Origin of the sequence: Methylorubrum podarium, assembly GCF_040270385.1 — a bacterium.
Lineage (GTDB): Bacteria > Pseudomonadota > Alphaproteobacteria > Rhizobiales > Beijerinckiaceae > Methylobacterium > Methylobacterium podarium.
The window spans coordinates 1-16,161 of sequence record NZ_JBELQE010000010.1 but is presented as its reverse complement, the minus strand read 5'-3'; the positions used below and the strand labels follow the sequence as shown (position 1 = coordinate 16,161).

Below are 16,161 nucleotides of genomic sequence, written 5' to 3'. Positions count from 1 at the left end.
TTGCCACGGTATTGCTGCCGAAGATTGATCGTATTCGGCTGTATTCATCTACGATGGTATCGGGTCGGAATTCCGGCATGAATTTCGCCGACTCAGCAGCGGCAGGTGGAATGCGATCTGTCTGCTGGCCATGCCGGCGCCATTGGCCTCGATGCCGGTTGTCGACTCTGCCGCGCTCTCGGAGAGGTGATCCGAAACCGAGCGACCGAGGGGCCGGCTCGACGGACCGTCAGACGTCCTCGTCGTAGCTGACGGCCCTTTGCCGCCCGCCCCGCCGCGGCGCCCCCGAGGCGATGCCGGCGACGAGGTCGGCGATGTGGCGCAGGGCCTCGGTCGGCAGGGCCCGCTCGCCGGTCTCGCCGCGCCCCTGCGGGGTGATCGCCTTGCCGAAGCCGAGCTTGAGCGCCTCCTTCAGGCGGGCGGGCGCCTGCGAGACCGGCCGCACCGCCCCCGACAGGCCGAGTTCGCCGAAATAGACCGAGTCGGAGGGAAGCGCCGCCCCCGAGAGCGAGGAGACCAGCGCGGCGGCGACCGCGAGGTCGGCGGCGGGCTCGGAGATGCGCAGGCCCCCCGCGACGTTGAGATAGACGTCGTGGCCCCCGAGCCGGATGCCGCCATGGGCCTCCAGCACGGCGAGCACCATCGACAGGCGGTTGGGGTCCCAGCCGACCACCGCCCGGCGCGGCATGCCGAGCGAGGAGGGGGCGACGAGCGCCTGGATCTCGACCAGCAGCGGCCGCGTGCCCTCCATCCCGGCGAAGACCGCCGTGCCCGGCGCGGCGTGGTCGCGGCCGGCGAGGAACAGCGCGGAGGGGTTCGGCACCTCGGCGAGGCCCGCATCGGTCATCTCGAACACGCCGATCTCGTCGGTCGGCCCGAAGCGGTTCTTTACGGCGCGCAGGATGCGGAAGTGATGGCCCTGGTCGCCCTCGAACGAGGCGACGGCATCGACCATGTGCTCGACGACGCGGGGGCCCGCGATCTGCCCGTCCTTGGTGACGTGGCCGACGAGGATAACGGCCGTGCCCGTGGTCTTGGCGAAGCGGATCAAACTTTGAGCCGAGCTTCGCACCTGGGTGACGGTGCCCGGCGCCGATTCCACCGTCTCGGTCCACATGGTCTGGATCGAGTCGATGATGGTGAGCGCCGGCGGATGGCCCTGCGAGAGCGTCTCGACGATGTCCTCGACGTTGGTCTGCGCGGCGAGTTCCACCGGGTGCCCCGCGAGCCCCAGGCGCTCGGCGCGCAGGCGCACCTGCCCCACCGCCTCCTCGCCGGAGATGTAGGCGACGCGCTCGCCGCGTTTGGCCATGGCGGCGGAGGCCTGCATCAGCAGGGTCGACTTGCCGATGCCGGGATCGCCGCCGAGCAGGATCACCGAGCCGCGGACGAAGCCGCCGCCGGTGACGCGGTCGAGCTCGTCGATGCCGGAGGCCGTGCGCGGCGCCTCCTTGGCCTCGCCGGTCAGGCCTTCGAGGGCGAAGACGCGGCCCCGCGCCCGCGACGGACGCGTCGCCGCCGGGCCGGATTGCGGACCCGCGCTGGGCACCTCCTCCTGGATCGTGTTCCATCCGTTGCAGGCCTCGCAGCGCCCGCGCCAGCGGTTGTAGACCGCCCCGCAGGACTGGCAGACGAATGTCTGTTGGATCTTGGCCATGGGGCAGGATGTCTTCGGGCCGAGCGTTTTCGGGACGTCCAACCCGCACCCTCATCCTGAGGTGCCGCGACAGCGGCCTCGAAGGATCGTCCAGTCACCGCGCGGGATCTGGAGGATGCTTCGAGGCCTGCGCTTCGCTCCGGCACATCAGGACGAGGACGTGGATGGGGGGCACCCGTTCGAAGGATTACTCTACATAAGTGCGAACATAACGGGAACCCAGCCCCGTCAGGATCTCGTAGCCGATCGTGCCCGCGGCGCGGCCCACGCTGTCGATATCGAGGCTGTCGCCGATCAGCGTGGCGGTGCCGCCGCGGCGGGCGTCGGGCGCTTCGGTGACGTCGAGGATGATGAGGTCCATCGAGATCAGGCCGACGATCGGGCAGGGCACGCCGCCGACCAGCGCGTGGCCGGAATTGCTCGCCGAGCGGGGATAGCCGTCGGCGTAGCCGAGCGAGAGCGTGGCGAGCCGCCGCGGGGCGGGGGCCTGCCAGCGGGCGTTGTAGCCGCAGCTCTCGCCGGCCGCGACGGTACGGACCTGCAGGATGGTGGCCTCTAGCCGCACCACCGGCCGCATCGGGTTGGGTCGGCCCGGCTCCGGGTTGCCGCCGAACAGGGCATAGCCCGGCCGCAGCAGGTCGTGGCGCGCGGCATCCGCGAGGCAGGTGCCCGAGGAGTTGGCGAGCGAGGCGCGCAGGCCGGGGAAGGCGGCCCGAACGCGCCGAAAATCGGCGGCCTGCCGCGCGTTGAGCGGATCGTCCGGCTGCTCCGCGCTGACGAGGTGGCTCATCACGAGGTCGATCCCGGCCCGCGCGATCACCGGATCGCCCGCCAGCGCCAGCGCCTCGGCCACCGGCAGGCCGAGCCGGTTCATGCCGGTATCGACGTGAAGCGCGGCCGGATGGGGCGCGGCCGGCACCGCGCCGTCCGCGGCGGCGGCCCATTCGAAGAGTTCGTTGCGGTCGCCGAGGACGGGCCGTAGGCCGTGAGCCCGGAATGCCTCGACGCTGTCCGGCGGCAGGCCGTTGAGCACGTAGATCGCCGCCTCCGGCAGGAGGCGGCGCGCGGCGATGCCCTCGGAGAGGTGGGCCACGAAGAACGTCCGGCAGCCCGCCCGCCAGAGGGCGGGTGCGACCGCGGACAATCCGCAGCCATAGGCGTCGGCCTTCACCACGGCGCCGCACTCGGCCCTCGGGGCGTGGGCCGCGAGGGTCCGCCAGTTGGCGACCAGAGCCGCGAGATCGACCGTCAGGCGGGCGCCGTGGCCCGTGGGTACGGGATTGTCTCCGGAGATGATCAGGACTCCCCGCCCTCCGGCAGCCAGGGCACCGGCCGGGTCATGATGTCTTCGAACGTATAGGGGCACTCGGCGGGAAACACGTCGTCGTCGAGGTCGGTCTCGCCAGCGGCCTCGATGCGGGCGCGGCGATAGGCGCAAGCGATGGCGCCGGGAAGCCTGTGCTTCAGGCTCGGATGGCGTTCCAGCAGTGCTTCGACATCAAGTCGGCCGTTGCGGATCGACAGATGCCAGCTCCGTGTCCGTTTCTCCGGCTGATGATCCCACTTCAGAAGATGCATCAGCGTGAGCCGCAGCGCGCTCTCCATTTGGTTGTAGATCGCGCCGCCCAAGTCCTCGATCTCTTCGGCCAGATTGAGTGCGTCGAGAGCGGAGAACTGCCCGCGCCGAAGAGCGAGGGCCTGCTCATAGGCCCAGGCGTAGAGGTCCCGGTCGAGGTGATTGGGACCCGAGCGTGCGTGGGCGGCCTCGGCGAGCCGACGCGCAAGAGGTTCGGCGAAAGCCGAAGAGGGGGCGCCCGCGACGAGTGCGATGAGATAGCGATTGGCTGGCCCACCGTCTGGCGCCACGTCACTGACCTTCGGCAAGACCGACACGGGCGAGACGGGTCGCCCCTCTGCAACGAAGCGGCCTACAACCTCGAACACGCCGCGATGAAGGTTCTGGGTCCAATCCTCGTCGCGCAGAATCGCGGCGATCCGTCCATGGGTCGCTGGATCGGTCAGCATCAAGCCGACGAGCTGCTGCTCGGCCTCGAAAACCTCGTTCAGCGTAGGAGGCGCGGGCGGCCGCGCCTTCGGTGCGAGAGCCACGTCGCCTCTCCGATCTGACGGTAGGCGCAGAGCTTACCACAAGGAGTGCTGCGGCGCTGCCGGCGGCGATGGTCGAGCCGTGCACGGGGGCCGATCAGCGTGACACGCCCCGCTCCGCCAACGCCGCGGCGAGCGCCGCGAAGAGCGGGACGGCCGCGTCCGGGTCCGGCAGTCCGGAGACCCCGCCGTCGCCGACCTCCAGCAGCCACCAGCGCCCGTCCCGGTCCTGCGCGAGATCGGCCGAGGCGAAGGGGCTCGGCACCGCCGCGGCGATGGCGGCGAGCAGGTCGGGGGGCGGCGACGGGGAGGGACCCTCCCCGCGCGGCCAGCACCCCACGACGGCACCGCGCACGACGAAGGCGCGGTGCTCGTGCGCGGGCCCGCCGACGGGCCTGAGCGGCACGTAGGCCTTGAACACGAGGCCGCCCTCCAGGCTCTCGCCCTGCAAGGCGCGGAACCGCCCGATCACCCGGGCGACATGCGCCGCGTCGGACGCGTCGGGGATGAAGCAGGCCTCGTCCCAGTAGCCGGAAGCCTGCGACTTGACCCAGTCCTTGAGGATGACCGGCGCGGCTCCGAACGGGTCGAGGACGGCGCGCAACGCCGCCGCGTCGTCGATCCGGGTGAGCGGCAGCCACGCCGTCCGCGGCATCCAGGGCGCGAGCGCCGGGTAGGAGCCCGGCGCGTGATGGCAGGCGGCGTAGGCGGCGGGCGTGGTCAGCAGGTCGACGCCGCGCTCGGCCAGGGCCTCGAACAGGCGCGCATAGGCGTCGCCGCGCAGCATCCAGCCGCGGTAGACCGCCGGACCGCCCCCGTCGAGGCGCGCCCGGCGCAGGGCGGCACCGGGATCGACCCGCCGGTCCAGCTCGTCGTGATCGAGCAGGGCGAGGGCGAAGCCCGCCGCGCGGGCCACCTCCACCTCCGCCCGGAAGGCGGGCTCCACCTTCCGCGGCTCGAGCGGGTCGGCGCAGGTGAGAAGGGTCGGCGTCGGCATGGGGTCGTCTCGGCGGGGGCTCCGGTCACATCTGCTCGGGCATCCGGTCGCTCTGCGCGAGGTTCGAGAACCGGGTGATGTTGGCGTCGAACTGCAGCTCCACCGTGCCGGTCGGGCCGTGGCGCTGCTTGCCGAGGATGACCTCGGCCTTGCCGTGGACGCGCTGCATCTCCGCCTCCCAGGCGAAGAACTCCTCCGTGCCCTCGCGCGGCTTCTTGTTGCCGACGTAGTACTCCTCGCGGAACACGAACATCACCACGTCGGCGTCCTGCTCGATCGAGCCGGATTCGCGCAGATCCGCGAGCTGCGGCCGCTTGTCGTCGCGGTTCTCGACCTGACGCGAGAGCTGCGACAGGCCGATGATCGGCACCGCCAGCTCCTTGGCCAGCGCCTTCATGCCGGTGGTGATCTCGGTCATCTCCTGCACGCGGTTGTCGGAGCGCTTGCCCGATCCCGACAGCAGCTGGAGGTAGTCGACGATGAGGAGGTCGAGGCCCTTCTGGCGCTTGAGGCGCCGGGCGCGGGCGGCGAGCTGGGCGATGGAGATGCCGCCGGTCTGGTCGATGTAGAACGGGATCGTCTGCATGTCCCGGGCCGCATCGGTGATCTTGTAAAAATCCTCCGGGCGGATGTCGCCGCGGCGGATCTTGTAGGAGGGCACGCCGGACTGCTCGGCGATGATGCGGGTCGCCAACTGCTCGGCCGACATTTCGAGCGAGAAGAAGCCGACGATGCCGCCGTTGACCGTCAGCATGGTGCCGTCGGCCTGCTTCTCGCCGCGATAGGCCTTGGCGATGTTGAAGGCGATGTTGGTCACGAGCGAGGTCTTGCCCATGGCCGGGCGCCCCGCGAGGATGATCAGGTCGGAGGGCTGCAGCCCGCCCATCTTGGCGTCGAGGTCGGTCAGCCCCGTGGCGATGCCCGACAGCTTGCCGTCGCGCTGGTAGGCTTTCGCCGCCATGTCGATGGCCGCGGTCAGCGCGTCGGAGAACTTCTGGAAGCCGCCGTCGTACTTGCCGGATTCGGCGAGCTCGTAGAGCCGGCGCTCGGTCGCCTCGATCTGGTCGCGGGGCGCGGCCTCCACCGGCGCCTCGTAGGCTCCGTTGACCAGATCCTCGCCGATGGTGATGAGGCGGCGGCGGATCGCCAGATCGTAGATGGTGCGGCCGTACTCGCCGGCATTGATGACGGTGGTCGCCTCGGCGGCGAGGCGGGCGAGGTACTGCATCGGCGTGACGCCGCCGAGGTCGGCGTCGCCGAGATAGGTCTTGAGCGTGATCGGCGTGGCGAGCTTGCCGGCCTTGATCAACGAGACCGCGACTTCAAAAATCTGGCGGTGGACCGCCTCCATGAAGTGCTCGGGCAGCAGGAAGTCCGAGACGCGGTAATAGGCGTCGTTGTTGACCATGATCGCGCCGAGCAGGGCCTGCTCCGCGTCGATGTTGTGCGGCGGCACCCGGTATTCCGGCTGCACCGTCTCGAGATTGGCCGTGAGGGCGTTGGGCAGGGCCATGGCGCTTGTCCGTCGCTCCGTTTCGCGGGCGGCCCGCATCGGCCGCCCCGTCTCATGCCCGCCGGACCTTGCCTCGGGATGGTGAAGCCTTCCTTAGCCGACCCCACCGGAGGCGGCTGCAACGCCCGCGCCACGGACCCCGGAACGCGAGACGCCCGCGGCTCCCGGCATCGGGAATCGCGGGCGTCATGCTGGAACGGATTGAGAACAAGTCAACGCCGAAGGCCGGCGCATCCCCGTTCTCCACCGCGAAGTCACGGGTTTCGAAAGGACGAGTCCTTTCGCGGGTCCAGGGCGGAGCCCTGGAAGAATGCCGGGGCTCTGCCCCGGCACCCCGGCGAAGGGATGATCCCTTCGCGATCCCGGACTTAGCCGCGGTCGTCGGCGCCCTCGCCGGCATCGGCCAGCGCCTGGCCGACTTCGAGGCCGAGGTCGTCGAGGTTGAACTGCTCGCGCTCGGTGACCGACTCGCCGCGGGCCTGACGCTCGGCCTCTTCCGGCGAGCGGGCGACGTTGACGGTGATGTTGACCTCGACCTCCGGGTGGAGGTGGACCGGCACGGTGTGCAGGCCCAGCGTCTTGATCGGCTGGTTGAGCACGAACTGGCCGCGCTCGACCGTGAAGCCGTCCTTGGTGACGACCTCGGCGAGGTCGCGGGTCGAGACCGAGCCGTAGAGCACGCCGGTCTCGCCGGACTGGCGGATCAGCACGAAGCTCTGGCCGTCGAGCTTCTCGGCCACCGTCTGGGCCTCGCTGCGGCGCTCGAGGTTGCGGGCCTCGAGTTGGGCGCGCTGGGCCTCGAAGTGCTTCTTGTTGGCTTCCGTCGCGCGCAGGGCCTTGCCGCGGGCGAGCAGGAAGTTGCGGGCGTAGCCGGGGCGCACGTTCACGGTCTCGCCCATCTGGCCGAGCTTGGCGACGCGTTCGAGCAGGATGACTTCCATCTGACTTCTCCTTCGGATTCTCTTGGAAGCGGGTTCGATCAGGCGCCGCCGCGGGTCTGCGGGCGGCGCCGGTCGAGGGCGGTGTCGGCGATGCCGAACAGGATCAGGGCGAGCATGGCCACGCCCTGGGTGAGGAACAGCAGCACGTAGAGGCCGGCGAGCAGGGCGAAGCGCCCCGGCCGGCCGCGGCTGCGGTCGTGGAAGGCGGCGAGTCCCTGGAGCGCGAAGGCCGCGCTGAAGGCGCCGATCAGGGCGATGCCGAGCGCCCCCGGATAGCCGGGCACCATCGCCAGCGTGAGCGCCGCGGCGAAGACGAGCAGGGCGGTGCGCGGCATCATGGTCGAGGGCAGGTCGGGCCAGGGCCGGAGCAGGCGCCCCGAGACCTGCACGATGCGGGCGGCGGCCCAGAGATAGAAGGTGAACAGGATCGTCAGACCCTGGGCGGCGATCGCGGGCGCGACGGTCGCCAGGGCGTCGGCCACCTCGCCGGCGAGGTCGTCGCTCTTCGGATCCGCCTTCGTTTCCGGCTTCGTCTCCGCCTGGGCGGACTGGTCCCTGGCCGGCGCATCGCCCTGCGGCGGCGGGACGGCGGGTTTCTCGGCGCTGCCGGCCGGGGTCTCGTTCGCGGTGCCGCTCTGCGGCGGGGCGGGGATCCGGCCGCGCTGGACCTGGACCTGCACGACCCGGCGGCTCATCGCGGTGAGCTGCGCGCGGAAGGTGTCGTAGTCGGGCGAGGCGATGACGGCGATGGCGATGAAGGCGAGCGCCGCGGTGCCCGCGACCCAGGCGAGCAGGCGCCCCGTGGGATACCACTCGATCGTTCCGTCCGCCGCGCCGGCCGCCTTGTCGCCCGCCTTGCCGTCCGCCTTGGGCCGCCCGAGCAGGGCGAGATAGGCGAGCCACCACGCGGGGATGGCGAGATAGGCCGCGAAGGCGAGGCCGAGGGAGGGCGAGACGAAGAGGGCGAGCGCCAGGGCGCCCGAGACGACGGCGGCGAGCGCCGCGCGGTGGCTCCAGCCCAGGCCGACGATCAGGATCGGCAGCGGGGCGAGCAGGTAGAGCAGGATCGAGAGCGCCGTCGCCTTGAGCAGCAGCCCGAACAGGAGCGCCGCCACGAGGCCGGCACCGGCGCCGACAGGAATGTCCTTGGTCATGAAGTCCGCTGTCCCGCTGTCCCCGGAGAAGGGCAGGGTTAGGGGCCGAAGACGACGCCCCAACGATCGGGCGGCTCCTTTTTTCCGAGAGAACCGCCCTGGCGATGATGGCCGGCCCGCGCGCGGGCCGGCCGAAGGTCCTACTTGATGACGTAGGGCAGCAGGCCGAGGAAGCGGGAGCGCTTGATCGCCTGGGCGAGTTCGCGCTGCTTCTTGGCCGAGACCGCGGTGATGCGGGAGGGAACGATCTTGCCGCGCTCCGAGACGTAGCGGGAGAGCAGCTTCACGTCCTTGTAGTCGATCTTGGGAGCGTTCTCGCCCGAGAACGGGCAGCTCTTGCGACGACGGAAGAACGGACGACGGCCACCACCGCCGCCACCAGCACCGAAGGCCATGATCAGTTCTCCCCGCCGAAGTTGCGCTCGGGACGGTCGCCGCGGTCGCCGCGGTCACCACCGAAATCGTCGTCGCGGCGGCGCGGACGGTCGCCGCGGTCGCGATCCTTGCGGTCGTCGCGGTCGCGCTTCTGCATCATCGCGGAAGGCTCGGCCTCCAGCTGCTCGACGCGGATGGTCATGAAGCGCAGCACGTCCTCGGAGATCTGCATCTGGCGCTCCATCTCGGCCAGGGCGGCCGGGGGGGCGGAGATGTTGAGGAGCGTGAAATGCGCCTTGCGGTTCTTCTTGATGCGGTAGGCGAGGGACTTGACGCCCCAGGACTCGATCTTCTCGATCGTGCCGCCGCCCGCCTCGATGACGCCCTTGTAGGTCTCGACCATGGTCTCGACCTGCTGCGACGTCACGTCCTGGCGCGCCAGGAAGACGTGCTCGTAGAGAGGCATTTTTGGGCCTTTCCTTGCCATAAGGAAGCCCGCCCGCGGAGCGCGGGTTCGTCGGGCCGGTTCTCTCGCATTCTCTCGGCGCCAAGCCCTTCGAGCCGTGATGATGGCCCGAGCGGTTGATCGAAGGCGGAGACACCGGACGACGGGTTTTTTGAGGAACCCTGTGCCGCGGACGGCACCGTCCGTTCAGCCCCCGGCCGGAGCGAACGCGAAGGCCGCGCCTTTAGAGGGATTCGCCCGCGATGGCAAGGGTGGGTATGTCGACCGGCAGGTCGAAATGCAGCACGGCTTCGCGGCTGCCGAGGCGGTCGTAGAGCGCCAGCGCCGGACCGTCGCCGGGATCGCCCTGAACGAAGATCACCCAGGCGCCCCGCTGCGCGGCATGCGCCTGCAGGTGCCGGATCAGCGCCGTAGCGATGCCGCGGCGGCGGTGCCCGGCCTCGACGGCGAGGTCGTAGAGGTAGATCTCGCGCCGGGCGCGCTCGACCTTGTCGAGTTCGTAGGCGACGAGCCCGCCGAGCACGGTGCCGCCGTCTTCGCCGCCTTCGCCGCCCGTCTCCGCCACCAGCACCGCGACATGCGCCTTGGCCAGCAGGTCGGCGAGATAGGCGTCGCCGGGCGGGGCCGCGCCGTAGGTCTCGGGCTCGGCGAAGGCGCGCCCGAACAGGGCGTTGAGCGCCCGCATCGCCGGGATGTCGCCGGGTCCGAGCCGCCGGACCGTGACGGCGGGCTCGGCCCTGTCCTGCGGCGCCATGGCCAAAACCCTATTTCAGCGAGCCGGCGATGGCCTGCTGAATTCCCAAGATGTCGGCGCCGCGCCGGAGGGTGCGCTGGATCGGCTCGGGCCGGCCCGAGATCCAGATCTTGAGCTCCGAATCCATGTCGAAGCTGCCCGCGGTCTCGACCGAGAACGAGGTGATCGCCCGGTAGGGCACGGTCAGGTACTCGACCTTGCGGCCGGTCATGCCCTGGCGATCGATCAGGATCAGGCGCCGGTCGGTGAAGACCATCAGGTCGCGGATTACCTTGAAGGCGACGCGCACGCTCTCGCCCGGCGCCAGCACCCCGGCGAGCTGCCGGTCGACCTCGTCCGCGGAGAGGTCGCTGCCATGCCCGAGCAGTCCGTCGAGAAAGCCCATCCGTCGCCTCCTGCCTGTCTCGGCCAGGGATGTGGGGACGGTCCCGCTCGCGCGCGAGAGCCCGGCGCTCAGCGGTGGCGGCGCTTGCGCGGCTTCTTCGGCGCCTTGCCCTTGCGCTGCGTCCGCTCCATGCAGCTCGCCCAGATGCGGCGGCCGATCTCGCGCAGGCCCAGATTGAGCGGGTCCGGGGCGGAGAAGACCTGCGCCCGCGCCTCGCTGCGGCAGAACGCATCCTCCGCGCTGCGGATCGGCGGCTCGCTCTGCGCCGCGGCCGGCGACGGCCCGAGGCCGGCTCCGAGACCAAGACCGAGAAGCGTGCCGAGACACAGGCCGGCCGCGGTCAGGCCGCGGCGGTGCCGGGCCGACGGATCGCGATGGTTGCCAAGGATACGCAAGATCTGGCTCTCCCCGTTCACCCCGGTGCGGCGCGCATCGTCGAAGCGTCCTGCGATCTAACGTCGGGGGGACGGGGCTTGCCAAGCGGTGCCGATCCGTCCCGGCCAGGAACTGCGTAGTCTGCCCACAGAGATCGCCGCAGGATGCGCTGCCGGGCCGAACCTGTAGCCGCACGCGCGCATCCGGACCTTGCGCCGCCGCACGGCAAGTCTCGGTGGCTTCTCTCGAAGGCTTCTCTCGATGGGTTCTCTCGGCCAGGCTTCGGGCAAAAGAAAACGCGCCGGGCTCGAAGCGTCCGGCGCGTGGATTGCTCTCGAAACGGACCCGCTTCGGTGTGAGCGTTCGGCGCGGTTCCCGGAAGCCGGGAGCGGCGCCGGAGGCTCAGCGGCGGATCTTCACATTGGCCTTGCGGGCGGCGTAGCGCGCGTCGCGGGCCGCCTTCTTCTCCGCGGCTTCGGCGGCCTTGCGCTCGGCAAGGGCCGCAGCCTCGGCCGCCTCACGGGCGATCTGGGCGGCGAGCTCCGCCTCCTCGCGCAGGCGCTTCTCCTCGGCGGCCTTGCGCTCGGTCTCGATGCGGATGCGCTCACGCTCGCGGGCGCGCTCGTCGCGGGCGCGGGAGACCTCGGCACGGGCCTGGGCCTTGGCGCGCATTTCCGGGTCGTCGAGAGGCGGACGGGCCTTGAACTTCTCAAGCAATGCCGCCTTGGCGGCCTGGGAGTTCTGACGACGGTCTTCGAAGTTCCTGAAGTCGAATGCGCTCATATGACCTTTCTCATGCGGTGACACGGCCGACTGCCGGATCAATCCTGTCTCCGGACGGTCGGGACTCGGCGCTGGGTAAGATAGACCGGCGCAGTCGATGCACGAGTGCGCCGCAACACGCAACACAGGTCGCCCCTGTTCGCGGCGGCTCCGATAACATTTTCGGGCCTGTTGCGATACGGAAGCAGCTGGGAGGGATGGCGGTCCCGAGGATCGCGCCTCAGGAGGCTTGCAGGTTGACGGCGGCCGGCTTGCCGCTGCGGCGGTCGTTCTCGACGTCGAAGGTCACCTTCTGACCCTCGACGAGGCCGCGCAGGCCCGCCTGCTGGACGGCGGAGATGTGGACGAACACGTCCTTGCCACCGGTGTCGGGCTGGATGAACCCGTAGCCCTTGATCTCATCGAACCATTTCACGGTACCAGTATGCATGCGGGTTCCTCCTGCGCGCGCCGCGGCACCCCGTGTGACATGCGTCCCGCCATCGGCCGAAAAGGCCGTCCCGTTCGTCAAAGCGACCGAGGAAACAAGCCGGTGCCGCGTCCCTTCCGGGGGCATCGAGGGCCTGGTCAGGGACGGCCACCGATCGACGAGGCAAAGTTATGTTCGGTGAGGCAACCCTGCAAGCGGCGCAAAGGTTTCCCTCCGACACGGCTCGTCATTCAAGATGAAATTTCGTGGCAGAAACTTGGCCATTCGGGACGAGTACGTTGGATGAGTCGGTCTTTCGACCCGGTTGGCTCACCTAACATTGTCGTGATCACAACATTTGTTGCGGGGGTGACCGGGGTCACGGTCCGATTCGCTCGGCCTGCCCGCCGTCGCCCGTGCGGCAGAGAGGCCGCGCCCGGCGCCACGCGCGAAGGGCCGGTTTCCCGGCCCTTCGCATCGTGTCGTCCGGAGGCGGCGCAGTGACCGCAGTCCATTGCGGCGCACCCCCGATGATGTGGGATCGGCCCTCGATCAGTAATCGTAGCCGCGACGGTTGTAGCCGCCCCGGTCGAACCGGTCGCGGTCCCGGAAGCGCTGCTCGCGATAGTAGTCGTCCCGGTCGCGCGAACGCATCTCGCGGCGGTAGTCGCGCTCACGCTGGCCCCGGGACCGCAGATCGAAGCCCGGGCCGTTCGGGCCGATCGTGATCGACTGGGCGGAAGCCGGTGCCGCGGCGGCCATCGTCGCCGCGACGACGGCGCCGGCGAGCAGGGTCGTCATGGTCTTCATAAAAATCGCTCCGTCATAGGTTGAGACGACAATGCATCGCCCCCGGAGCGGTTCCAAGATCGTTGAGATCGCGAATCGGGATCGGCTCTGCTGGTCGGACGGGCTGTGACGGCCGCGGAACATCAATGTTCGGGCCGCGGGAGACCGCCCAAAGCCCCCCATCACCTTGCAGGGGAAGGGCAGGGGATCGGGAATTGGGAGCGCCACCCGAAAGGCGGTGCGGATGACGCCTCCCGGCCTCGGCGCCTTCCCGCTTGACACGATTGCGCGACCTCGGGCGTGCATCGCCCGGGGCCACGGCCCTGCTGTCCGACGCCGGAACCCGCTCGCATGACCGTCCGCCCGCTGATCCTCTATCCCGATGCGCGCCTGCACCGGCCCGCCGGTCCGGCCGCCGCCCCCGGCGAGACGCTCCGCGCGCTCGCGGCGGACGTGCTCGACACCCTCGGCGCTGTCTCGGCCATGGGGCTGACCGCGATCCATATCGGGCAGCCGGAGCGGGTGGTGGTGATCCGCCTCCAGCCGGACGAGCCGCACGCGGTCTACGTCGATCCCGTCCTCACCTGGGCCTCGCCCGAGCGGGCCACGCATCCGGAGGGGAGCGTCTCGATGCCGGGCGTGGTCGAGCCGGTGGAGCGGCCGGCCCGGATCCGGGTGCGCTACCGCGACCTCGACGGCGCCGAGCGGGAGGAGGCGGCCGAGGGCCTGCGCGCCGCCTGCCTGCAGCACGAGATCGACCAGCTCGACGGCATCTTCTGGATCGACCGGCTGAGCCGGCTGCGCCGCGACCGGGTCCTCAAGCGCTACGCCAAGCTGCGGGCGCGCGCGGATGCGTGAGGTCTCGCGCGGGGAGGGGGTCGGGAGGGAGCCGTGCTCGGTCCGCGGCGCCGGGCATGGTATGCGGGAGCCGGCGTCTCATCCCGGAAGCCGGCCGCTCGGGACGAGGCTCCGACATCCGAGGCCGATCCATGTCCCGCCCGCCGCCCCTCGTCCTCCGGTCCCTCGCCGTCCCGGCCGCCTTCGCCCTGGCCGTCATGACGCTCACCGGCCCCGCCCGGTCGGCGCCGGACGCCGCGCCGGGGGCGAGGGCGGGCGATCCGAAGGCGGCGGCCCGCCCCGCTTCCGTGATCGGGTGCACCTCGCTGGCCAATCTGCGCAGCGTCCTGCGCAGCGCGGGGGAGGATAGGGCCGCCGCGCTCGCCCTCGCGACCGACCCGAAATCCGATCTCGGCTGCAGACCCGTGGATCGCGCCGCGGTCACGGGGCTCGTCGACCACGTCAGCCTCAACGGCCGCGCCTACGACTGCCTCACCCTCAAGGGCACGGCGGTGTGCCACTGGACGGTGGCGGGCGCCGTCGCGCCGCCCGAGCGGCCGGCGGCGAAGCCGACCCGCAAGTCCGGCGGCGGCGCGGGCAGCCCGTAGGACGGCGCCTTCAGAACCGCGCCGTCAGGAACAGGCGGAGATTGCGGCCCGGCAGCAGGATCTCGTCCTTCTTGAACGAGGCCGAGTTGCGGATGTCGTCGTCGAGCAGGTTGCGGCCCTGCAGCCCGAGCGTCACCTCGGTGGCGCCGTAGACCGCCGGGTCGAGGGCCTGGGTGTAGGCGAGTTCGGCGCGCAGGTCGTTCCAGCCCGGCGTCACCGTCTCGAACGGGGCGATCTCGGTGTGGTCGAAGGCGTGCAGGAGGTTGATCCGCGCGAACCAGCCGTCGGCGCGGAGGTAGGCGCCGCCGCCGAGCCGGTGCGGCGGGATGCGCGGCACGTAGGAGCCGTCGTCGAACTGGGCGCGGACGAAATCGTACTGCGCCTCGAGCCCCGCCCAGCCGTCGCCGACGGGCAGGAGGTCGAGCTGCGCCCCGATCTCGGCGCCGTAGAAGGTGGCGTTGGCCTGCGAGTAGACGACCTGGCGCAGCTCGTCGCCGCTGCCGCAGGAGGCGAAGTCGTCGTCGCAGCGGTTGCCGGTGTCGCGCTTGTAGATGAAGCCGGTGTAGCGCGTGTAGTAGCCGGTGGCGTCGAGGCGTAGGGGGCCTTCCGCCCGGCGCAGGGAGATCTCGACCGTGCGGGCGCGCTCCAGGCGCAGGGTCGGGTCGCCGATCTCGAAGGTCGCGGTGGCGTCGTGCGGCCCTTGCGAGAACAGCTCGTAGCCGGTGGGCGCGCGCTCGACATAGGAGCCGTTGAGGCTCGCCACGAAGCCGTAGGGCAGATCCTGCAGGGCGCCGATGCTGGCGCTCTTCGGGGCGAAGCGGCGGGTCAGGGCGTAGCGCGCCGGATCGGTGTCGTCGGGCAGGTAGGTGCCGGGAAACTGCGTCGCGATGCTGTTGAGGCGGTCGCCCTCGATCCGGCCCGCCGCCTGGAAGCGCAGGCCGCCCCCCACCGCCAGCTCCTCGAACAGGTAGCCGGCCAGCATCCGCGACTCGGTCGGCGGCAGGAAGCTCTCGAGCTGCGAGTTCAGCACGCGCCGGCCCGCCTGGACGCCGACCGCGCCGGTCAGCGTGCCGAGCGCGGTGACGACCGGGACGTGCTGCGCCTCGAAGCGGGCCTCGACCTCGCGGTTCTTGAAGATCGCCTGGACCCCGTCGATCCCGTCCTCGCCGATGCCGATCTCCTCGTGGCGGTAGACCGAGCCGCCGGCCCAGAAGCGCAGCACCTCGAACGGACCGTTCAGCGGCCGGTATTCGCCGCGGGCGAGCAGGCGGTCCTGGTTCGGGGTGAGCCGGGTGCGCGCCTCCTCGGCCTCGCCGCCGGGAATCTGGTAGATCGCGTCGTAATGGCTGAAGGACAGGCCGACGAAGCCGCGGTCGCCGATCGCCGAGATGCCGACCGAGCCGCCCTGCGACTCGGTGGCCGAGTTGCGCTGGATCCCGCCGGGAATGGCGTAGGAATCGGTCGCGGTCTTGAAGCCGTCGGCGTGGACCGCGATGCCGTCCGCACCCGCATCGACGCTGGCCGCCCCGAGCCGGCCGTTGTCGACGGTGGTGTAGCCGGTGGTGACCTGGCCGGTGACGCCGCGGGCCGGGATGAAGGTCGGCACCTGGTTGTTCTCGGCCGAGACCACGCCGCCGATCGCGCCCGAGCCGTAGCGCAGCGTCGCGGGGCCGCGGATCACCTCGATCCGGCCGGCATTGAGCGGGTTGACCGGCACCGCGTGGTCCTCGCCGAGATCCGACACGCCGCCGTTGACGATGCCGTTCTCCTGGATGCGCACCCGGGCGTTGTCGAGGCCGCGGATGATCGGCCGCGAGGCCGCCCCCGGCGCGTAGGTCGAGGACGAGATGCCGGGCTGGTCGAACAGCGCGTCGCCGAGGGTGCGCGGCTGGTCGCGGGCGATCCGCTCCTGCGGGATCACGGTGACCGGCGAGAAGGTGTTCGTCACCACCGGCAGCACACCGGTCGTGCGCGCGGAGACGGCGGCGGGCGCGGAGGGCTGGGCGGAGGGC

The 16,161-nt window shown here is 70.9% G+C and carries 18 protein-coding genes; 2 read left to right on the top strand and 16 right to left on the bottom strand.

Features of this window, described 5'->3' with window-relative positions:
• Positions 1 to 229: 229 nt before the first annotated feature.
• The 15 genes from radA to ABS772_RS00960 form a co-directional block, all read right to left on the bottom strand.
• On the bottom strand, positions 230 to 1,657 hold the full coding sequence (radA, locus tag ABS772_RS01030) for a DNA repair protein RadA (protein ID WP_350391714.1): 1,428 nt from the start codon (positions 1,655 to 1,657) through the stop codon (positions 230 to 232).
• 187 nt (positions 1,658 to 1,844) lie between these two features.
• Positions 1,845 to 2,951, bottom strand: coding sequence for an alanine racemase (alr, locus tag ABS772_RS01025; RefSeq protein WP_350391744.1), 1,107 nt, complete (start codon positions 2,949 to 2,951; stop codon positions 1,845 to 1,847).
• Between the two features lie 2 nt (positions 2,952 to 2,953).
• Positions 2,954 to 3,766: a DUF29 family protein gene (locus ABS772_RS01020; protein WP_350391713.1), complete on the bottom strand. Its 813-nt coding sequence runs from the start codon at positions 3,764 to 3,766 to the stop codon at positions 2,954 to 2,956.
• A 94-nt stretch (positions 3,767 to 3,860) separates the two neighbouring features.
• Entirely contained in the window at positions 3,861 to 4,760 is a 900-nt protein-coding gene (locus tag ABS772_RS01015; protein WP_350391712.1) for an ATP-grasp domain-containing protein, read from the bottom strand.
• A 25-nt stretch (positions 4,761 to 4,785) separates the two neighbouring features.
• Positions 4,786 to 6,273, bottom strand: a complete 1,488-nt coding sequence (locus tag ABS772_RS01010) for a replicative DNA helicase (RefSeq protein ID WP_350391711.1) — start codon at positions 6,271 to 6,273, stop codon at positions 4,786 to 4,788.
• Positions 6,274 to 6,641: 368 nt separating this feature from the next.
• Positions 6,642 to 7,214, bottom strand: coding sequence for a 50S ribosomal protein L9 (rplI, locus tag ABS772_RS01005; protein WP_350391710.1), 573 nt, complete (start codon positions 7,212 to 7,214; stop codon positions 6,642 to 6,644).
• A gap of 38 nt (positions 7,215 to 7,252) precedes the next feature.
• Positions 7,253 to 8,368 carry a DUF2232 domain-containing protein gene (locus ABS772_RS01000; RefSeq protein ID WP_350391709.1) on the bottom strand — a complete coding sequence of 372 codons (1,116 nt, stop codon included), beginning with the start codon at positions 8,366 to 8,368 and terminating at the stop codon, positions 7,253 to 7,255.
• A 140-nt stretch (positions 8,369 to 8,508) separates the two neighbouring features.
• Positions 8,509 to 8,763 (bottom strand): 30S ribosomal protein S18, encoded by a 255-nt coding sequence (gene rpsR / locus ABS772_RS00995; protein ID WP_004446294.1) that lies wholly within the window; start codon positions 8,761 to 8,763, stop codon positions 8,509 to 8,511.
• A gap of 2 nt (positions 8,764 to 8,765) precedes the next feature.
• Positions 8,766 to 9,209, bottom strand: coding sequence for a 30S ribosomal protein S6 (gene rpsF, locus ABS772_RS00990; protein WP_238255074.1), 444 nt, complete (start codon positions 9,207 to 9,209; stop codon positions 8,766 to 8,768).
• A gap of 223 nt (positions 9,210 to 9,432) precedes the next feature.
• Complete coding sequence (locus tag ABS772_RS00985; RefSeq protein WP_350391708.1) at positions 9,433 to 9,963, bottom strand: AAC(3)-I family aminoglycoside N-acetyltransferase; 531 nt, start codon at positions 9,961 to 9,963, stop codon at positions 9,433 to 9,435.
• Positions 9,964 to 9,973: 10 nt separating this feature from the next.
• Complete coding sequence (locus ABS772_RS00980) at positions 9,974 to 10,348, bottom strand: PH domain-containing protein (protein WP_238255076.1); 375 nt, start codon at positions 10,346 to 10,348, stop codon at positions 9,974 to 9,976.
• 68 nt (positions 10,349 to 10,416) lie between these two features.
• Complete coding sequence (locus tag ABS772_RS00975) at positions 10,417 to 10,743, bottom strand: hypothetical protein (RefSeq protein WP_238255077.1); 327 nt, start codon at positions 10,741 to 10,743, stop codon at positions 10,417 to 10,419.
• A gap of 382 nt (positions 10,744 to 11,125) precedes the next feature.
• Complete coding sequence (locus tag ABS772_RS00970; protein ID WP_350391743.1) at positions 11,126 to 11,506, bottom strand: DUF6481 family protein; 381 nt, start codon at positions 11,504 to 11,506, stop codon at positions 11,126 to 11,128.
• Positions 11,507 to 11,726: 220 nt separating this feature from the next.
• A complete protein-coding gene (locus ABS772_RS00965) occupies positions 11,727 to 11,936 on the bottom strand; it encodes a cold-shock protein (protein ID WP_108941692.1) in 210 nt (69 codons plus the stop codon).
• Positions 11,937 to 12,467: 531 nt separating this feature from the next.
• Positions 12,468 to 12,725 carry a hypothetical protein gene (locus ABS772_RS00960; protein ID WP_238255078.1) on the bottom strand — a complete coding sequence of 86 codons (258 nt, stop codon included), beginning with the start codon at positions 12,723 to 12,725 and terminating at the stop codon, positions 12,468 to 12,470.
• Between the two features lie 330 nt (positions 12,726 to 13,055).
• Between ABS772_RS00960 and ABS772_RS00955 the strand changes: the two genes are divergently transcribed.
• Together ABS772_RS00955 and ABS772_RS00950 are read left to right on the top strand one after the other, a co-directional pair.
• Entirely contained in the window at positions 13,056 to 13,562 is a 507-nt protein-coding gene (locus ABS772_RS00955; protein ID WP_350391707.1) for a peptide deformylase, read from the top strand.
• 131 nt (positions 13,563 to 13,693) lie between these two features.
• Entirely contained in the window at positions 13,694 to 14,149 is a 456-nt protein-coding gene (locus ABS772_RS00950; RefSeq protein ID WP_350391706.1) for a hypothetical protein, read from the top strand.
• A gap of 10 nt (positions 14,150 to 14,159) precedes the next feature.
• Here ABS772_RS00950 and ABS772_RS00945 read toward each other — a convergent pair.
• Positions 14,160 to 16,161 (bottom strand): TonB-dependent receptor (locus ABS772_RS00945; RefSeq protein WP_350391705.1); only part of this gene is annotated, 2,002 nt, incomplete at its 5' end.

What these genes read in the sequence shown, in the direction of transcription:
- ABS772_RS00980 (WP_238255076.1), bottom strand. Translation starts at nt 10,348, where the DNA reads ATGGGCTTTCTCGACGGACTGCTCGGGCATGGCAGCGACCTCTCCGCG.
- ABS772_RS00970 (WP_350391743.1), bottom strand. Translation starts at nt 11,506, where the DNA reads ATGAGCGCATTCGACTTCAGGAACTTCGAAGACCGTCGTCAGAACTCC.
- ABS772_RS00955 (WP_350391707.1), top strand. Translation starts at nt 13,056, where the DNA reads ATGACCGTCCGCCCGCTGATCCTCTATCCCGATGCGCGCCTGCACCGG.
- rpsR (WP_004446294.1), bottom strand. Translation starts at nt 8,763, where the DNA reads ATGGCCTTCGGTGCTGGTGGCGGCGGTGGTGGCCGTCGTCCGTTCTTC.
- ABS772_RS00965 (WP_108941692.1), bottom strand. Translation starts at nt 11,936, where the DNA reads ATGCATACTGGTACCGTGAAATGGTTCGATGAGATCAAGGGCTACGGG.
- radA (WP_350391714.1), bottom strand. Translation starts at nt 1,657, where the DNA reads ATGGCCAAGATCCAACAGACATTCGTCTGCCAGTCCTGCGGGGCGGTC.
- ABS772_RS01015 (WP_350391712.1), bottom strand. Translation starts at nt 4,760, where the DNA reads ATGCCGACGCCGACCCTTCTCACCTGCGCCGACCCGCTCGAGCCGCGG.
- ABS772_RS00985 (WP_350391708.1), bottom strand. Translation starts at nt 9,963, where the DNA reads ATGGCGCCGCAGGACAGGGCCGAGCCCGCCGTCACGGTCCGGCGGCTC.
- rplI (WP_350391710.1), bottom strand. Translation starts at nt 7,214, where the DNA reads ATGGAAGTCATCCTGCTCGAACGCGTCGCCAAGCTCGGCCAGATGGGC.
- ABS772_RS01010 (WP_350391711.1), bottom strand. Translation starts at nt 6,273, where the DNA reads ATGGCCCTGCCCAACGCCCTCACGGCCAATCTCGAGACGGTGCAGCCG.
- rpsF (WP_238255074.1), bottom strand. Translation starts at nt 9,209, where the DNA reads ATGCCTCTCTACGAGCACGTCTTCCTGGCGCGCCAGGACGTGACGTCG.
- ABS772_RS01000 (WP_350391709.1), bottom strand. Translation starts at nt 8,368, where the DNA reads ATGACCAAGGACATTCCTGTCGGCGCCGGTGCCGGCCTCGTGGCGGCG.
- ABS772_RS00960 (WP_238255078.1), bottom strand. Translation starts at nt 12,725, where the DNA reads ATGAAGACCATGACGACCCTGCTCGCCGGCGCCGTCGTCGCGGCGACG.
- ABS772_RS00950 (WP_350391706.1), top strand. Translation starts at nt 13,694, where the DNA reads ATGTCCCGCCCGCCGCCCCTCGTCCTCCGGTCCCTCGCCGTCCCGGCC.